This is a genomic window from Pseudomonas frederiksbergensis (genome assembly GCF_003732275.1).
Taxonomy (GTDB): domain Bacteria; phylum Pseudomonadota; class Gammaproteobacteria; order Pseudomonadales; family Pseudomonadaceae; genus Aquipseudomonas; species Aquipseudomonas frederiksbergensis_H.
The window spans coordinates 558,095-573,640 of record NZ_MOBM01000012.1 but is presented as its reverse complement, the minus strand read 5'-3'; the positions used below and the strand labels follow the sequence as shown (position 1 = coordinate 573,640).

Sequence of the window (15,546 nt, the reverse complement as noted above, 5' to 3'; positions counted from 1 at the left end):
GGTTGATGTGGGGCAGGATTATCGCAGCTAACAGGCTAAGCGCAATCCCTGTGGGAGCGAGCCTGCTCGCGATAGCGGTTTCACATTCAACATCAATGTTGGCTGTGATGCCCCCATCGCGAGCAGGCTCGCTCCCACAGGGATTTCATTCAGGCAGGGACAAAAAAGGCGACCCGAAGGTCGCCTTTTTCACTCAGCCAGCGTTGATCAGAACTCGTGATCAGCGTTGTCCGGGTTCAGGTCGCTGATGCCCAGTTTGCCGGCAGCCGCTTCGATCGAGCCAGTCTGCTTGACCAGTGAGGCGATGGCGTCGCGCACGATCTGGTTGCCGGCGGTGTTGCCGGCAGCGATCAGTTGGTCGTAGTGCTCACCCTTGTTGGCGTGATCGACCATGACCTGAAGCTTGGCTTCGGTGGCGGCCAGGTCGGCTTTCAGCGCGGTGTCGGCCGCCGGGTCGGCTTTGGCCACCAGGGACGACAGGCTGGCACCGGTCATTTTGGTGCCATCGACGCGGGTGTATTCGCCCAGGTACACGTTACGTACGCCTTTGGCGTCGTAGAAGTGCGAGTTGTGGGTGTTGTCACTGAAGCAATCCTGTTCGTCTTCAGGCGAGTTGGCTTCCAGGGAAACCTTCATGCGTTCGCCCGCCAGTTCGCCCAAGGACAGGCTGCCCATGCCGAACAGCATTTTGCGCAGGCCGGTTTCAGCCGGTTCCGCTTCCAGGGTGGCGCGGTAGTTGTCGGCCACGTTCGGCTTCCAGTTACCGACCATTTCTTGCAGGTCGTTGACCAGCAGTTGGGTCACGGATTTCAGGTAAGCGCGACGACGATCGTTGTGACCGCCGGTAGCGCCTTTGCCTTCCAGGTAGTCGGAAGCCGGACGGTTGCCGGCGCCAGGGCCGGTGCCGTTCAGGTCCTGACCCCAGAGCAGGAATTCGATGGCGTGGTAGCCGGTGGCGACGTTGGCCTCGGAACCGCCCAGCTCGTTCAGGCTGGCAAGTTTTTCCGGGGTGATGTCTTTCACGTCGACCTTGTCTTCGCCGACCTGAACTTTGGTGTTGGCGATGATGTTGGCGGTGGCGCCCGGGTTACCCAGTGCGTGTTCGTAGGATTTGTCGACATAGTCGATCAGGCCTTCGTCCAGTGGCCAGGCGTTCACCTGACCTTCCCAGTCGTCGATGATGGTGTTGCCGAAGCGGAACACTTCGCTCTGCAGGTAAGGCACGCGTGCCGCGACCCAGGCAGCCTTGGCGGCTTTGAGGGTGTCGGCGTTCGGCTTGGCGAGGAATGCGTCGACGGCGGTTTGCAGGGTTTTCGCAGTGGATTCGGCATCGCTGTAAACGGCGAAGACGATGTCGGCGTAGTGCGCGACCACAGCCTTGGCGGCGGCTTCATCGACTTTACCGGTAGCAGCAGGTGCAGCCGGGGCAGCGGTGCTGGCGGCCGGGGTCGGCGCTTGTGGAGCGGCAGCCTTGTCTTTGCCTTCGCCGCAACCGGCGAGGGAAATAGCGATGGCCAGCAGACTGGCGGTGGCCAGAGGCATACGAATCATGGCGAACATCCTGCTTCGGTGATTGATGGACGCGCGTGGAGGGCGCGCAAAACTGCGACATAATGCAAATCTTTCGCATTATGTGTAAAGGGTTGTGCTTGTAAATATTTCTTATTCGCGCGGGAGTTGTGTCGTAGATCAAGAGATCGCAGCCTTCGGCAGCTCCTACAGAGGAATGTGATCCATGTAGGAGCTGCCGAAGGCTGCGATCTTTTGGCTATGAAGAACAAAAACTCAGAGGATGGCTGCGTTACTGCGCTGCGCCTGTTTGAGGTAGGCGCTCAATTCCCGCGCCGGCAGCGGTTTGCTGTAGTGATAGCCCTGACCTTCATGGCAGCCTTCGGAGATGATGTAGGCCTCTTGCTCGGCGGTTTCCACCCCTTCGGCAATCACCTGCATGCCCAGGCTCTTGCCCAGTTGGATGATGGCCCGAACGATGGTCGCATCGTCGTCGTCATCGAGCAGGTCCTGAACGAAGCTCTTATCGATCTTGATCTTGTCCAGCGGCAGGCTTTTCAGATAACTCAGTGATGAGTAACCGGTGCCGAAGTCGTCGATGGCGATCAGCGCGCCGGAGCGACGCAGGCTCAATAAGTGCTGGGCGGCGGTGCTGATGTCTTCCATCAGGCCGGTTTCGGTGACTTCCAGCTCCAGGCTGCGCGGTGGCAGGCGGTACATCTGCAGCAGGTTATTGACCACTCGCGGCAACTCGGCGTGGTGTAGTTGCACGGTGGACAGGTTCACCGCCATGCGCAGGTCAAAACCCTGATCGTGCCATTCGCGTAATTGTTTGCAGGCTTGATCCAGCACCCATTCGCCGATGGCGATGATGGTGCCGTTCTGCTCGGCCAGCGGAATGAACAGGTCCGGCGGCACCAGCCCGTGCTCGGGATGTTGCCAGCGAATCAACGCCTCGACGCCCACCACGCGATGATCGCGGTAGCTGATTTGCGGTTGATAAACGAGGTAGAACTGGTCGCGGATCAAGGCATCGCGCAAGTCTTTTTCCAGCTCGCGGCGCCGACGCATTTCCGTGTCGACGCTGGCGATATAGAACTGATAACGGTTGCGCGAGCGAGTCTTGGCCAGGGTCATGGTCTGCTCGGCTTTTTGCAGCAACTTCTCGGTGCTGTCACCGTCCTCGGGGAACAGGGTGATGCCGATGGTGGCGCGCAGGCGGATTTCCTGATGATCGAGGGCGAACGCCGCTTCCAGATCATCAAGAATGCTTTGGGCCAGTTCGGCCGCTTCATAAGGTTGTTCGATATCGGCCTGGACCAGTGCGAACTGGTCGCCACCCAAACGGGCGAGTGCGCCGAGGCGACCGCTGTGAGCCCGCAGGCGATCGGCCAGGGCCAGCAGCAATTGGTCGCCGGCCTGATAGCTGAACTGTTCGTTGATGCCTTTGAAATCATCGAGTCCGACACACAGCACCGCGACCCGACGCTGCAATTTGCCGGCGTCGACGAGGATTTTGTCCAGTTGTTGCTGCAATTGCTGGCGGTTCGGCAAGCCGGTAAGGAAGTCGTACTGGGCCATGCGCAGCAGGCTGTTTTCCGCTTCGTGACGCAGGTGAGTGTTGCGCTCGATGGATTCGAGCAACTGGTTGGCGGTGTTGATCCAGACGCCCAACTCGTTTCTCTCATGACCCTTGAGCTGCGGAATCTTGTGGGCGCTGGGCCGGTCCGGGTTGATTTCGGTCAGGTGTTCGATAATCCGCGACAGCGGTTTGGTCAGCAGCCAGTGATAGACCAGATACAGCACCAGAGCCATGGCCAGGGCGCGCAATACGCCAGAGATGAAGATGATCACCGAGCTGACAATGAATCCTTTACCGTAGGTGGCGGTGTCGAGGGTAATGCTCAGGTCGCCGTAGTACTCGCTGTAGGGCCCGCGGCCCACCAATTGGGTGGTGAAGGTGCGTTCCTGGCCGAGGATCAGGTCGGTCAGCCAGCGGCTGTTGGAGTGCTGCAACTCTCGGGTTTTTTGCGCAAGCATGGCTTCGCTAGGGTGGCCGATGGAGGCCATGCGCACGGCATCGTCCTGAAACAGGCCTTCGATCACCTGCATGCCCATTTCCCGGTCCAGGCTGTAGACGGCCTGGGTCGAGGGGTCGCGGAACATGTCGAGGATGCGCTGGGCATCGCTGGCCACGGCCTGACGTGTTTTATAGGCATCGAAAACGATCTGCGCGCAGCTCAAGACCACGCCGACGATCAATGCCGACAGGAGCACGACCCGGAGCAACTTCACCGACAAGCTGTTCTTGAGTTCCAGCTTCAAAGGGTTATTCCTTGTTCCGTGCGGGTAGCGTCAAGTTGCCATGAGTATTGGCAATCCCGTGATGTCAGTCAAAGGGACATTCCAACCCAGGGGATTTTGCCGGTAGCTTGGCCGATATGTTGCTGTTTGGAGTATTTGCCCTATTAGTACTGTGTCGGTTGTTGGGGCCCTCAACTTGAGGGGAACGGGACAATTTTTCCTTGTGGTTGATGTTAGACCGCTGTGATGTGGGGGCAAGAGGGCGAATGCCACTCGTATTGTGGGAATGTTCCCTCCTACAGAGACCGGCGTATGGCGTGGGTTGTTTAATGGATTTGTCAGAGCGCAGATCTTTCCCACGCATTTTTCAGGTTGCCGGGTGGGACGCAGATTCCCTAACCTTTGGCTGTCGCTGAAAACTCAGCGATCGGGTGTGAGAGCCCGGCAACTTATGGTCATCCAGTGTCTGTACACGCATAATCGCCGCCAGCTTATTAGCTGCCAGCAAAATGCGTTATGGCGGCTGTGTGCGGGCGGGCTTCGGTCCGGCCGGGTGTCCATAACCGGTCTTCTCACCTCGCACATAGCTGCCACCTCTTCCCGTGTGAGAAGCGGCAAGTGGAGGCTCCAACGCTGGAGAAATTTTTCAATGGACAAATTAATCCCCGATCCACCCTTCAACACCACCACCCCCAACGCCGAAGCTTCGCGCACCGAAGAATTACTCAAAGACCGCGAAGCGATAAAACGCGCCCTTGATTACTACCTTGATCCCCCGGCGCAATACACCGAAAAACCCCGTCGTCCCAGCACGATGTTTATGGTCGCCCCGGATGCCGGCACCGAAAGCCTGCTGGCCCACGCCTGTGAATCGTTGGCCTCAGCGAGTGTCCTGGCCAGTGATTTCGCCAACAATCTGATCGGCCCGCAGCGCCATATAGCGTTGGCGATTCAACAAATCATCATGGTGGCGGAGTTGGCGGTGAACCGAGCGCTGGATAACGTCGATCCGGTATAGACCGCGTTATCGTTCTTCGCGAGCAAGCCCGCTCCCACAGTTGATTTGTGTCGTAAACCGAATCTGTGAACGACGATGAACCCCTGTGGGAGCGGGCTTGCTCGCGAAGGCGGCTTGGCAGGCGCCGCATTCTTGTCAGGCAATCCAGGTTCCTGAGCTTTCCCACAGCCCATAAAAAAACCCGGCAAAAGCCGGGTTTTTTGACTGGCGCGAAGCTTAAGCGGTGAAGGTTTTGCCTTCGAACTGCTCAGCCACGAACTTCCAGTTGACCAGGTTCCAGAACGCTTCGACGTACTTCGGACGAAGGTTGCGGTAGTCGATGTAGTAAGCGTGTTCCCAGACGTCGCAGGTCAGCAGCGGGGTGTCGCCGCTGGTCAGCGGGTTGCCGGCGCCGATGGTGCTGGCCAGGGCCAGGGAACCGTCAGCCTTTTTCACCAGCCAGCCCCAACCGGAACCGAAGGTGCCGATGGAGGTTTTGCTGAACTCTTCCTTGAACTTGTCGAACGAACCGAAAGCTGCGTTGATGGCATCAGCCAGCGCGCCGGTTGGTTGACCGCCGGCGTTTGGCGCCAGGCAGTTCCAGTAGAAAGTGTGGTTCCAGACCTGAGCGGCGTTGTTGAAGATACCGCCCGAGGAAGTCTTGACGATTTCTTCCAGGGTCTTGCCTTCGAACTCGGTGCCTGGCACCAGGTTGTTCAGGTTCACGACATAGGTGTTGTGGTGCTTGTCGTGGTGGTACTGCAGAGTTTCCTCTGAAATGTGCGGCTGCAGGGCATCGTGTGCGTAAGGCAGCGGCGGCAATTCGAAAGCCATGATGATTCTCCTAATCAGGTCAGTTGCGGTGAGCGCAAGGCCGATCACGGGCGGCCAGACATGCGCCGGGGAGTTTGTACTCTTTGCGGCGCAGGGATCGGATCATAGCACCGGGGGTGCGGCATAACCACGCAACAACTGTGTGGAATAGAGGTTCCAGAGCCTTTTGGAATAAATCACCCGGCGCTGATTAATTGGAACGCTACGGTGAACATCATGACAGCGACCAACAGGTCGAGGATTCGCCAGGTGCTTGGCCGTGCCAGCCACGGTGCCAGCCATGCCGCGCCAAGGGCCAAAGTGAAAAACCACAGCAATGACGCGCTGGCCGCGCCCACCACATAAGCACCGGGTTCTGTTTGTTGTGCGCCGAGAGAACCGATCAGCAACACGGTGTCCAGATACACATGCGGGTTGAGCAGCGTCACCGCCAATGCACTGAGCAACACCGCGCGCAGCGAGCGTACCGTCTGGTTTTCACCTTGCTGCAGGCTTTGCTTCGAGCAGGCCCGACGCAACGCCAGGCTGCCATACCACAGCAGAAACGCCGCACCACCCCAACGGGCGATAGCCAGCAGGGTCGGGTTTTGCGCCAGCACCGTCGCCAGGCCGAACACTCCGGCGGCCACCAGCAACGCATCGCAGGTGACGCAGAGCGCCGCCACCGGCAGGTGATGTTCACGCCGAAGGCTCTGCGCCAACACAAACGCATTCTGGGTGCCGATCGCCATGATCAGCCCCGCGGCCACCAACAGGCCGTTCACATAGCTTTGCCACATACGTTTTACTCCGCGTTGGACGCCAGATCCCGCAGTACCTGCAGGGCGCGTTCGGCATCGGCCTGGCCGACGAACAAATGGTCGTGGTAATACCCGGCGATCACGTTGCAACTGATGCCGGCCTTGCCCAGTGCCGTGGCGAACGCGGCGGTCAGGCCGACGGCTTCGAGGGCCGAGTGCACGTTCAAGGTGATCCAGGCGGCGACGTAGTCGAAGCTGAAACCGGCCTTTTCAGCGTGGGAACGTTCCAGAATCACCGTCAGGCCTTCCCGCTCGCGAAAGCTGCCGACAATCTCAAGGCCGGCGGGCAGCTTGCCGTCGCGCAACGTGCAGAACACGTATTCGCCGTCGTTGAGTTGCGGGCTCATGCTGCGCAGCAGGGTTGCCAATGACGTTTCGCCAGCCATGTCGGTGATCCTTGTTCAAGAGTTCTTGCTGGCCATTCTCCGGTTGAACGCTGTATAAGAAAAACCAATAGTACTGATCGCCCATTAGGAAAACTGATGTTCGACTACAAATTGCTTTCCGCGCTCGCCGCTGTGATCGAGCAGGCGGGATTCGAACGCGCCGCGCAGGTGTTGGGTTTGTCCCAATCGGCCATCTCCCAGCGGATCAAACTGCTGGAGGCACGGGTCGGCCAACCGGTGCTGGTACGGGTCACACCCCCGGCACCGACAGAGATTGGCCGGCGATTGCTCAACCATGTGCAGCAGGTGCGATTGCTTGAGCGCGATCTGCAAACGTTGGTCCCGGCGCTGGACGAAGAAGGCTTGCCGGAACGCCTGCGTATCGCTCTGAATGCCGATAGCCTTGCCACTTGGTGGGCCGAGGCGGTGGGGGACTTTTGCGCGGAACAACATCTGTTGCTCGACTTGGTGGTAGAAGACCAGACCGTCGGCCTCAAACGCATGCGCGCAGGTGAAGTGGCGGGGTGTGTCTGCGCCAGTGAGCGGCCAGTGGCCGGTGCGCGCAGCGTTCTGTTGGGGGCGATGCGCTACCGTGCGATGGCGAGCCCGGCGTTCATTGCCCGGCATTTTCCCGAAGGTGTGCGCGCCGATCAGTTAGCCAAAACCCCGGCCCTGGTGTTTGGCCCGGACGATTTCCTACAGCATCGCTACCTCGCATCCCTCGGTGTGGATGGCGGTTTCGAACACCATTTATGCCCATCGTCCGAAGGGTTTCTTCGTCTCACGGAAGCAGGGCTTGGCTGGGGCCTGGTGCCCGAATTGCAGGTGCGCGAGCAACTTGAGCGCGGAATCCTGCAGGAGCTTTTGCCAGATAAGCCGATCGATGTGCCGCTGTACTGGCATCATTGGCGCAATGGCGGTCAGCTGTTGGGGTTACTCACCGATCAATTGGTACGCTCGTCGAAGCAATGGCTGGTGCCGTTGGACTGACGGGCAGCGTCAAGACCTCACGCCCTACGCCCTACGCAATATGCAAAGCGCAAAACGCAAAACGAAATATTCGGAGCAATTCATGAAGATTCTGGTCACCGGCGCAAGCGGCTTCATTGGCGGACGCTTTGCGCGTTTCGCCCTGGAGCAGGGCCTGGACGTGCGGGTCAACGGTCGCCGGGCCGAGAGCGTCGAGCATCTGGTGCGCCGTGGCGCCGAGTTCATTCAGGGCGATTTGAGCGATCCGCAATTGGCGCGCGACCTGTGTTCAGACGTCGAAGCCGTGGTGCATTGCGCCGGCGCTGTCGGTTTGTGGGGGCGGTATCAGGACTTTCATCAAGGCAACGTCGAGGTCACCGAGAACGTGGTCGAGGCCTGTCTGAAACAGCGGGTCCGGCGCCTGGTGCACTTGTCGTCGCCGTCGATCTACTTCGATGGCCGCGATCATCTGGGGTTGACCGAAGAGCAGGTGCCCAAGCGCTTCAAACATCCCTATGCCGCGACCAAATACCTGGCCGAGCAAAAAGTCTTCGGTGCGCAGGAGTTCGGCCTCGAAACCCTCGCCCTGCGCCCGCGCTTCGTGACGGGTGCCGGCGACATGAGCATTTTCCCCAGATTGCTGAAGATGCAGCGCAAAGGGCGGTTGGCGATTATCGGCAATGGCCTGAACAAGGTCGATTTCACCAGCGTGCAAAACCTCAATGAAGCGTTGCTCAGCAGCTTGCTGGCCAGCGGTTCGGCTTTGGGCAAGGCCTACAACATCAGCAACGGAGCGCCGGTTCCGTTGTGGGATGTGGTCAATTACGTGATGCGCCAAATGGATGTCCCACAGGTTACCCGTTACCGTTCCTACGGTTTGGCCTACAGTCTTGCCGCGCTCAACGAGGGTGTGTGCAAGCTGTGGCCAGGTCGTCCCGAGCCGACCCTGTCGCGGCTGGGCATGCAAGTCATGAACAAAAACTTCACCCTGGACATCAGCCGCGCGCGGCATTATCTGGACTACGATCCGAAAGTCAGCCTCTGGACCGCCCTCGATGAATTCTGCGGCTGGTGGAAGGCTCAGGACATTCGCTGACACACAAGGGCGGCCCTGACTGAACCGAGTTCGGGGTTCAGGGTCAACCGGTGCGGCAGCGAGGGTTATACTTCGCCGCATCAAGCCATCACCGCGTTCCACAAAGGTTGACCCTAATGCCCATGCGTAACGATGCCAACGACGACTTCGACGATGTCCCGAGCCTGCGCGCCGACAGCCTCGATGACGATGATTTTCCGACCACCACTCGCACTTCCGTGCATTCGCGCACCACACCGGTGGTCAAGGTCAAAGGCCCGAGCACCGGCCCTCTGTGGGCATTGGTCGGCGCGTTGTTCTTTGCCTTCGCCGGCCTTGCCTGGTGGAGTTTTCAGCAGATCTCGCTGATGGAACAGCAACTGGTGGCGACCCAGGAAAGTTTCGCGCGCATCAGTGAGGAAGCGGCGGGGCGCCTGCAGGACATTTCCGGCAAGGTCGTGGCCAGCCAGTCCAACGTCAACACCGGCAGTGAAGCGTTGAAGCTGCAAATCAAACAGCTTGAAGGCAAACTCCAGGACCAGAGCAAGCAGCTGGAAAGCAAGCTTCAGGACCAGAGCAAACAGCAGCAAGGCGTACTCGGTCAGACCTCCGATCTGGACAAGCGCCTGGCGCAAATGACCGCGCAAGCCACCGAACAACAAACCGCCAATGCTCAGTTGCAGGCCCAGGTCAAAGCCTTGAGCGGCGAACTGGCCGCGTTGAAGAGCGCGTCGGACGATACCGGCAAATTCGACGCCCAACTCAAAAGCCTGGGCGCTGACATCGTCGCACTGAAGAAACAAGGCAACCCGAGCGCCGCCATCGAGCGTCTGGAGCAAGACATGATCGTGCTCAAAAGCCAACAGGACAACCGCCCGGCCGCCGCACAAGGTGGCACCAACACCGCCGAGTTCGACGCCTTCCGCGGCCAGGTCACCCGCAACATCAACACCCTGCAGGCGCAGATTCAGAATCTGCAGCAACAGCTGCGCGCCCGGCCTCAATAGCCCGATGCAGTGATGGGGCCTGTGGGGAGTGGGGCCGTGGTGTGGGGCTTTTGTGGCGAGGGAGCTTGCTCCCGCTCGGCTGCGCAGCAGTCGCAAATCAGACACCGCGGATTACCTGAAGAATTGTGTTGAATGGGTTTGGGGCGGCTGCGCCACCCAGCGGGAGCAAGCTCCCTCGCCACAGAAAAGCGCCTCGCCACACAGGCCCTTCAAAGCACAGACGCCCCCACCGTTTCCTGAATACTTATACATAGCCCCAAGCCGTCTACGCTCTTGAAACACTAATAAGAACGGGGAATGCGCAATGGGGGTTCTTCACAAGCTAGCCTGGCTGGGCGGGTTGCTTTTGCTGTGCCTGGGGCAGATTCATGCCGCCACGACGGAAAAGGAGGACAGCCAGGCCGCCAAAGCCTTGCTGGAAAAAGCCCTGGCCTATTACCACGAGCAGGGTGACAAGGCTTTCGCGGCGTTCAGCCGTCAGGGCGAGTTTGTCGACAAGGATCGCTATGTCTTCGTGGTCGATACCAAGGGCGTGATGCTCGCCAGCGGTGGTCCATCTTCGGCGTTGATCGGTCGCGATGTGTCCGAGGTACTTGGGCCGGAGGTGCAGAAAGCCTTCAAGGACGCCTTGAAAGTGCCGGAGGGCAACGGCATTCAGCAAGCCGAGTACCGCTGGCAGAACTGGGCCGACGGTAAGGTTGAACGCAAACATGTGTTCTATCAGCGCATCGGCCAGCGGATTCTGGCGGTCGGTTACTACCTGCCACGGGCCTCGCCGCAACAGGCACAAGCGTTGCTCGATAAAGCAGCGGTCGATCTGGCCAAAAACGAAAAGGGCACGCTCACAGCGATCAACTCCCTAAAGGGCGGTTACTTGCAGGATGATCTGTACGTGTTTGTCGTCGACCTGGATACCCAGCGTTATGTCGCCCATGGCACCAATCTGCGACTGATCAATACAGACTTTGGCAAGATCAAGGACCCGGAAGGCAAACCGGTGGGCGAGCCGATCCTGGCGCTGATGGCCAAACAGGATGACGGCGAATACGAATACCGCTGGAAAAACCCGGTGACCGGCAAGGTTGAAGACAAGCATGCCTACCTGAAGAAGGTCGGGCATTTTCTGGTGGCGGTGGGGTATTACAGCCCTTGATTCAAGGTGACTGAAAGACCGCAATCGCGAGCAGGCTCGCTCCCACAGTAAATCTCCATTGGTCACAGATGTTGCATACGGCCGAGATCCAATGTGGGAGCGAGCCTGCTCGCGATTGCAGGCGACTCGGTCCCACTATCGAACCGTGTCCTCGCGCCCCCGCAACACTCTATTCGGCATGGCAATCGCCGCCGCCAGCCCCAGCAGCGATACCGCCGCGCTGACCATCAGCAAATGCCGGAAGGTCAGCAGCAGCTCCGCGCGCAGGGCGTTTTGTGCATCCCCCGGTGCGGCGTTCAAACCATCTAGCAAGACATTCCCCGAATGGCCCTCGGCAATCAGCGACGAGCCGGCCAGGTGCGCGAAACTCGAATCCTGCAACAACGCCAGCAGCAGCGCCGACATCAACGCCACACCCATTGCACCGCCCAGAGAACGGAACAGATTGGTGGTGCTGGTGGCGACGCCGATGTCCCGTTGTTCCACCGAGTTTTGCGTGCCCACCAACGATGTCGGGAACTGCATGCCGCTGGCGATGCCGCTGAGCAACATGAATAGGCTGCTCAGCACAAACGCCTGAGGCGCACTGAGCGCCATGCCGAGAATCGAGAACGGCATGAGCAGGGCGCCGGTCAGGATCATCGGTTTGTAACGACCGGTCACCGAGGTCTGGCGTCCGGCGAAATACGCGCCTATCGGCAAGCCCATGGCCAGCGGCAACAGATGCAGCGCAGCGCTGTCGGCCCCGGCGCCGGTGACGCTCTGGAAGCGCAGCGGCATCAGCACGATCAGGGAAATCGCCTGGAAACTGGTGAAAAAAATCGTACACCAGCAAAGAATCGCACTGCGGTTGGCGAACAAGTGCATCGGCAGCAACGGTTCCCGCGCCCGCCGTTCATGCCAGACGAATACGGCCAGCACCACTACCGCACAACCGAGCAAACCCGACACTTCAGTGCTGCGCCACGAATGGCCCTGGCCAACCTGAGTAATGCCCAGCAGTAACGCCGTCAGGCCGATGATCATCAGCAAGGTGCCGAAGTAGTCGATGATCGGCTTGCGCTGCGGCACCGGCAGCCCCACCAGCGTGCGGTGGGCCACCAGCCAGGCACCCAGGCCCAATGGAAGGTTGATCAGAAACACCCAGCGCCAGGACAGGTATTCGGTCATGTAGCCACCGAGAACCGGCCCGGCCACGCTGGCCACCGCGTACATACTGCTGAAGTAGCCCTGATAGCGACCGCGTTCGCGGGGCGGAACGATGTCGCCAATAATCGCCTGGCTCACCGAAATCATCCCGCCGGCGCCGATGCCCTGAAGAATCCGCGCCAGCACCAGTTGCTCCATGCTTTGTGCCATGCCGCAGAACAATGACGCGAGGGTGAACAAGCCCATGCCGAACAGCATCAACTTGCGGCGGCCATACAGATCGCCGAGTTTGCCGTAGATCGGCACCGCCACGGTCATCGCCACCATGTAGCCGGAAATCACCCAGGCCAGCAGGCTGACATCCTTGAACTGCGCGGAAATGGCCGGCATCGACACGGCGACGATGGTCTGGTCCAGCGCGCCCAGAAAGATCGCCAGCATCAGGGCGATCAACACGCTGCGAATAGCTGGTTTGGGCGTTTCAGGCTGGTTGAGATTGGTCACGGGTAAACCTGCGGGCAGTAATGGACCCGCAGCAGGCAAGGCGAGCGGGATGCTCGCCAGTGTAGATCGGTAGGAGGCTATTCGATAGCCTCGTATGGAAGCCCGACGTAATTTTCGGCAATGGTTTTGCGACCGGCCTCGGAGTCCACGAAATAGGCCAGCTCCGATTCGCTGATGCGCTGGCTGAATGCGTCGTGCTCGTCAAAGCGATGCAGCATCGAGGTCATCCACCAGGAAAACCGCTCGGCTTTCCACACCCGTCGCAAGCAGACCTCGGAATACTTTTCCAGCAAATCCACACGCCCCTCGCGGTAAACCTTCAGCAGAATATTGAACAACGTACTGACGTCGCTGGCCGCCAGGTTCAGGCCCTTGGCGCCGGTGGGCGGAACAATGTGCGCGGCGTCGCCGACCAGGAACATCCGCCCGTACTGCATCGGCTCGACCACGAAACTGCGCAGCGGCGCGATGCTTTTTTCAATCGATGGGCCGGTCACCAGAGCGGCGGCGAGGGCGGTCGGCAGACGGGATTTGAGCTCATCCCAGAAGCGCTGATCGGACCAGTCTTCGACTTTGTCCTGGGCCGGAACCTGGAGGTAGTAACGGGTACGTGTCGGCGAACGCATGCTGCACAGCGCAAAACCCCGTTCATGCCGCGCGTAGACCAACTCCTCATGCACCGGCGGCGTGTCGGCGAGAATCCCCAGCCAGCCGAACGGATAAACCCGCTCGAACACGTTCAGGCAGTCCGTAGGAATCGACTGCCGCGCCACGCCATGGAAACCGTCGCAGCCGGCGATATAGTCACAATCGAGTCGATACGTTTCGCCGTCCTTGTCGAAGGTGACAAAGGGTTCAGCGGTTTTCATGCCGTGTGGGACGACATTGCTGGCTTCGTAGATCGTCTGCGCACCGGCGTCCCGACGAGCGGCCATCAGGTCGCGGGTGACCTCGGTCTGGCCATAGATCGTTACGGTTTTGCCGCCCGTCAGCGCCTGCAAATCGATGTGTACCCGGCGCCCGTCGAGGGCCAGTTCGAAGCCTGCATGGACCAGCCCTTCGGCGTCCATGCGCTGACCCACTCCGGCCTGACGCAACAGCTCTACCATGCCCTGTTCGAGGACACCGGCGCGGATGCGTCCGAGCACGTAGTCCGGGGTCTGGCGTTCGAGGATCAGGGTGTCGATGCCGGCGTTATGCAGCAATTGGCCGAGTAGCAAGCCAGAGGGGCCGGCACCGATGATCGCGACTTGGGTTTTCAGTGTTTTCATTGTTTTTATGACTCGCAAGCTCCACGCGACCAAGGCCGGTGAATGATTTTTATGGATCGAGTACTTGCATTTTTCACTTGCGAGTCTGTCAATTGAAGGGGAAAACTGAGCCGATACCTGTACATTCTGCCAATCGGTGCGATTATCGCCCCGTTACCCTCGAGGCCTGGATTGAAGTGATGAACAAGCCTGACCTGCCATCGATTCCGGTGTTCAAACTCTACGGTGAAAGCCTGGACTGGCCGACCCCTGACTTGTTGCACTGTGAAACCATTTCCAAACGCAGCCGCGAACATCAATGGGAAATCAAACCCCACCGCCACGCCGATTTGTGTCAGTTACTCTTCGTTTTCAAAGGTCAGGCAGAGCTTGAAATCGAAGGCAAACACTCACAATTGACCGAGCCGGCCATCCTGATTCTGCCGCCGTTATCGGTGCATGGTTATCGGTTTTCCGAGGACGTCGAGGGTTTCGTCGTCACGCTGGCCGCGCCGTTGATCGCTCACCTGCAAGCACAACTGGGCAATTCGGTGAACGCTCTGGCACAGGCCGAAAGCTACCCGGCGGGCAAGGACAGCGAGTACCTCAACAGCCTGTTTTCAGCGCTGCAAAGCGAGTACACCGGCCATCAACCGGCGCGGGAAATGCTCATGCATTCGCTGGTCAGCGTGATCATGGTGTGGATCAGCCGTCAGGTGATTCAGCGCCAAACCGCCACTCAGCGCCCGCAGCGGGCCCGGGAATACCTCAACGGTTTTATTCAGCTGGTGGAAGAGACCTATCGCCAGCACGTCAAGGTCGAGGACCTGGCTCATCGGCTGGGGATTTCCGTGTCCCACCTCAACGGCACGTGCCGTGAACTGGCGGGGCAACCGGCGTTGCAGATCATGCACGAGCGTCAATTGCTGGAGGCCAAGCGCTTGCTGACCTACACCAGCATGACCATTTATGAAATGTCCGACGTGTTGGGGTTTTCCGATCCCACCAACTTCACACGCCTGTTCAGGCGTCGGGTGGGGATTTCGCCCAAGGCTTTTCGCGACCGCTTGAAGGCCGATCAGGACCATGCCGATCAGGACAACGAGGCCTGAACCCTGTGGCGAGGGGGCTTGCCCCCGTTGGGTCGCGAAGCGGCCCCAGCATTTCAACGAGAACACCGCATTCACCGAATTACGACTGCTGCGCAGCCGAACGGGGGCAAGCCCCCTCGCCACAGGGTGTTCATTACCGGAGGGTGTTGAGGGTCGCGTTGTGGGGAATGCAGCGCTCGAAGTTGCAACTCGCGTATTCACGGGGCACTTGTCGCAACTGCTCGACACGCCAGGCGGCCGTGCCATACAGCGCCAACGTCGCCGCGCAAGTGATGAAAATGGCGAGGTATCTTTTTGTTTTTATGTTCATGGCGTTGACCTCTGAACGAATACCTTTCGGTACTGTTTTGAGCATAGGTCAGCGCGGATGAGTTGTGTAGGAGCTGCCGAAGGCTGCGATCTTTTGATCTTGATTTTGATTTCCAGTAGCGCCGAAAAGATCAAGATCAAAAGATCGCAGCCTTCGGCAGCTCCTACACGAAGCCTGCGATCTTTTG

14 protein-coding genes are annotated in these 15,546 nt (G+C 59.4%); 6 read left to right on the top strand and 8 right to left on the bottom strand.

The genetic code is table 11. From position 1 onward, the window contains the following. Positions 1 to 207 precede the first annotated feature (207 nt). Entirely contained in the window at positions 208 to 1,551 is a 1,344-nt protein-coding gene (locus BK662_RS10685; protein WP_123358012.1) for an imelysin family protein, read from the bottom strand. A gap of 234 nt (positions 1,552 to 1,785) precedes the next feature. Further along, entirely contained in the window at positions 1,786 to 3,834 is a 2,049-nt protein-coding gene (locus tag BK662_RS10680; protein WP_123358011.1) for a putative bifunctional diguanylate cyclase/phosphodiesterase, read from the bottom strand. 628 nt (positions 3,835 to 4,462) lie between these two features. Here BK662_RS10680 and BK662_RS10675 point away from each other — a divergent pair. Beyond that, complete coding sequence (locus BK662_RS10675) at positions 4,463 to 4,831, top strand: DUF6124 family protein (protein WP_123358010.1); 369 nt, start codon at positions 4,463 to 4,465, stop codon at positions 4,829 to 4,831. Between the two features lie 216 nt (positions 4,832 to 5,047). Here the strand turns inward: BK662_RS10675 and BK662_RS10670 are convergent, their stop codons facing one another. From BK662_RS10670 to BK662_RS10660, 3 genes are all read right to left on the bottom strand, one after another. Continuing rightward, positions 5,048 to 5,644, bottom strand: coding sequence for a superoxide dismutase (locus BK662_RS10670; RefSeq protein ID WP_007898423.1), 597 nt, complete (start codon positions 5,642 to 5,644; stop codon positions 5,048 to 5,050). A gap of 176 nt (positions 5,645 to 5,820) precedes the next feature. Next, a complete protein-coding gene (locus BK662_RS10665; RefSeq protein WP_008069553.1) occupies positions 5,821 to 6,423 on the bottom strand; it encodes a LysE/ArgO family amino acid transporter in 603 nt (200 codons plus the stop codon). Between the two features lie 5 nt (positions 6,424 to 6,428). Continuing rightward, on the bottom strand, positions 6,429 to 6,830 hold the full coding sequence (locus BK662_RS10660) for an ACT domain-containing protein (RefSeq protein ID WP_123358009.1): 402 nt from the start codon (positions 6,828 to 6,830) through the stop codon (positions 6,429 to 6,431). A 96-nt stretch (positions 6,831 to 6,926) separates the two neighbouring features. On the opposite strand from BK662_RS10660, the gene BK662_RS10655 reads away from it, so the two are divergent. The 4 genes from BK662_RS10655 to BK662_RS10640 all read left to right on the top strand — a co-directional run bounded on the left by BK662_RS10655 (position 6,927) and on the right by BK662_RS10640 (position 11,034). Then, entirely contained in the window at positions 6,927 to 7,820 is an 894-nt protein-coding gene (locus tag BK662_RS10655) for a LysR family transcriptional regulator ArgP (protein WP_123358008.1), read from the top strand. Between the two features lie 82 nt (positions 7,821 to 7,902). Then, positions 7,903 to 8,895 (top strand): NAD-dependent epimerase/dehydratase family protein, encoded by a 993-nt coding sequence (locus BK662_RS10650; RefSeq protein ID WP_007898415.1) that lies wholly within the window; start codon positions 7,903 to 7,905, stop codon positions 8,893 to 8,895. Positions 8,896 to 9,011: 116 nt separating this feature from the next. After that, the gene (locus BK662_RS10645; protein WP_185047105.1) at positions 9,012 to 9,881 is read left to right on the top strand and encodes a coiled-coil domain-containing protein; all 870 of its coding nucleotides are present in this window, start codon (positions 9,012 to 9,014) and stop codon (positions 9,879 to 9,881) included. A 304-nt stretch (positions 9,882 to 10,185) separates the two neighbouring features. Beyond that, positions 10,186 to 11,034: a cache domain-containing protein gene (locus BK662_RS10640; RefSeq protein ID WP_123358007.1), complete on the top strand. Its 849-nt coding sequence runs from the start codon at positions 10,186 to 10,188 to the stop codon at positions 11,032 to 11,034. 135 nt (positions 11,035 to 11,169) lie between these two features. On the opposite strand, the gene BK662_RS10635 is transcribed toward BK662_RS10640, so the two are convergent. Both BK662_RS10635 and pobA read right to left on the bottom strand, forming a co-directional pair. Then, on the bottom strand, positions 11,170 to 12,687 hold the full coding sequence (locus tag BK662_RS10635; protein ID WP_123358006.1) for an MDR family MFS transporter: 1,518 nt from the start codon (positions 12,685 to 12,687) through the stop codon (positions 11,170 to 11,172). A 77-nt stretch (positions 12,688 to 12,764) separates the two neighbouring features. Continuing rightward, on the bottom strand, positions 12,765 to 13,958 hold the full coding sequence (gene pobA, locus BK662_RS10630; protein ID WP_123358005.1) for a 4-hydroxybenzoate 3-monooxygenase: 1,194 nt from the start codon (positions 13,956 to 13,958) through the stop codon (positions 12,765 to 12,767). A gap of 179 nt (positions 13,959 to 14,137) precedes the next feature. Between pobA and BK662_RS10625 the strand changes: the two genes are divergently transcribed. Continuing rightward, entirely contained in the window at positions 14,138 to 15,049 is a 912-nt protein-coding gene (locus BK662_RS10625) for a helix-turn-helix domain-containing protein (RefSeq protein WP_123358004.1), read from the top strand. Between the two features lie 133 nt (positions 15,050 to 15,182). Here the strand turns inward: BK662_RS10625 and BK662_RS34765 are convergent, their stop codons facing one another. Beyond that, on the bottom strand, positions 15,183 to 15,359 hold the full coding sequence (locus BK662_RS34765; protein ID WP_185047104.1) for a hypothetical protein: 177 nt from the start codon (positions 15,357 to 15,359) through the stop codon (positions 15,183 to 15,185). Positions 15,360 to 15,546: the final 187 nt, after the last annotated feature.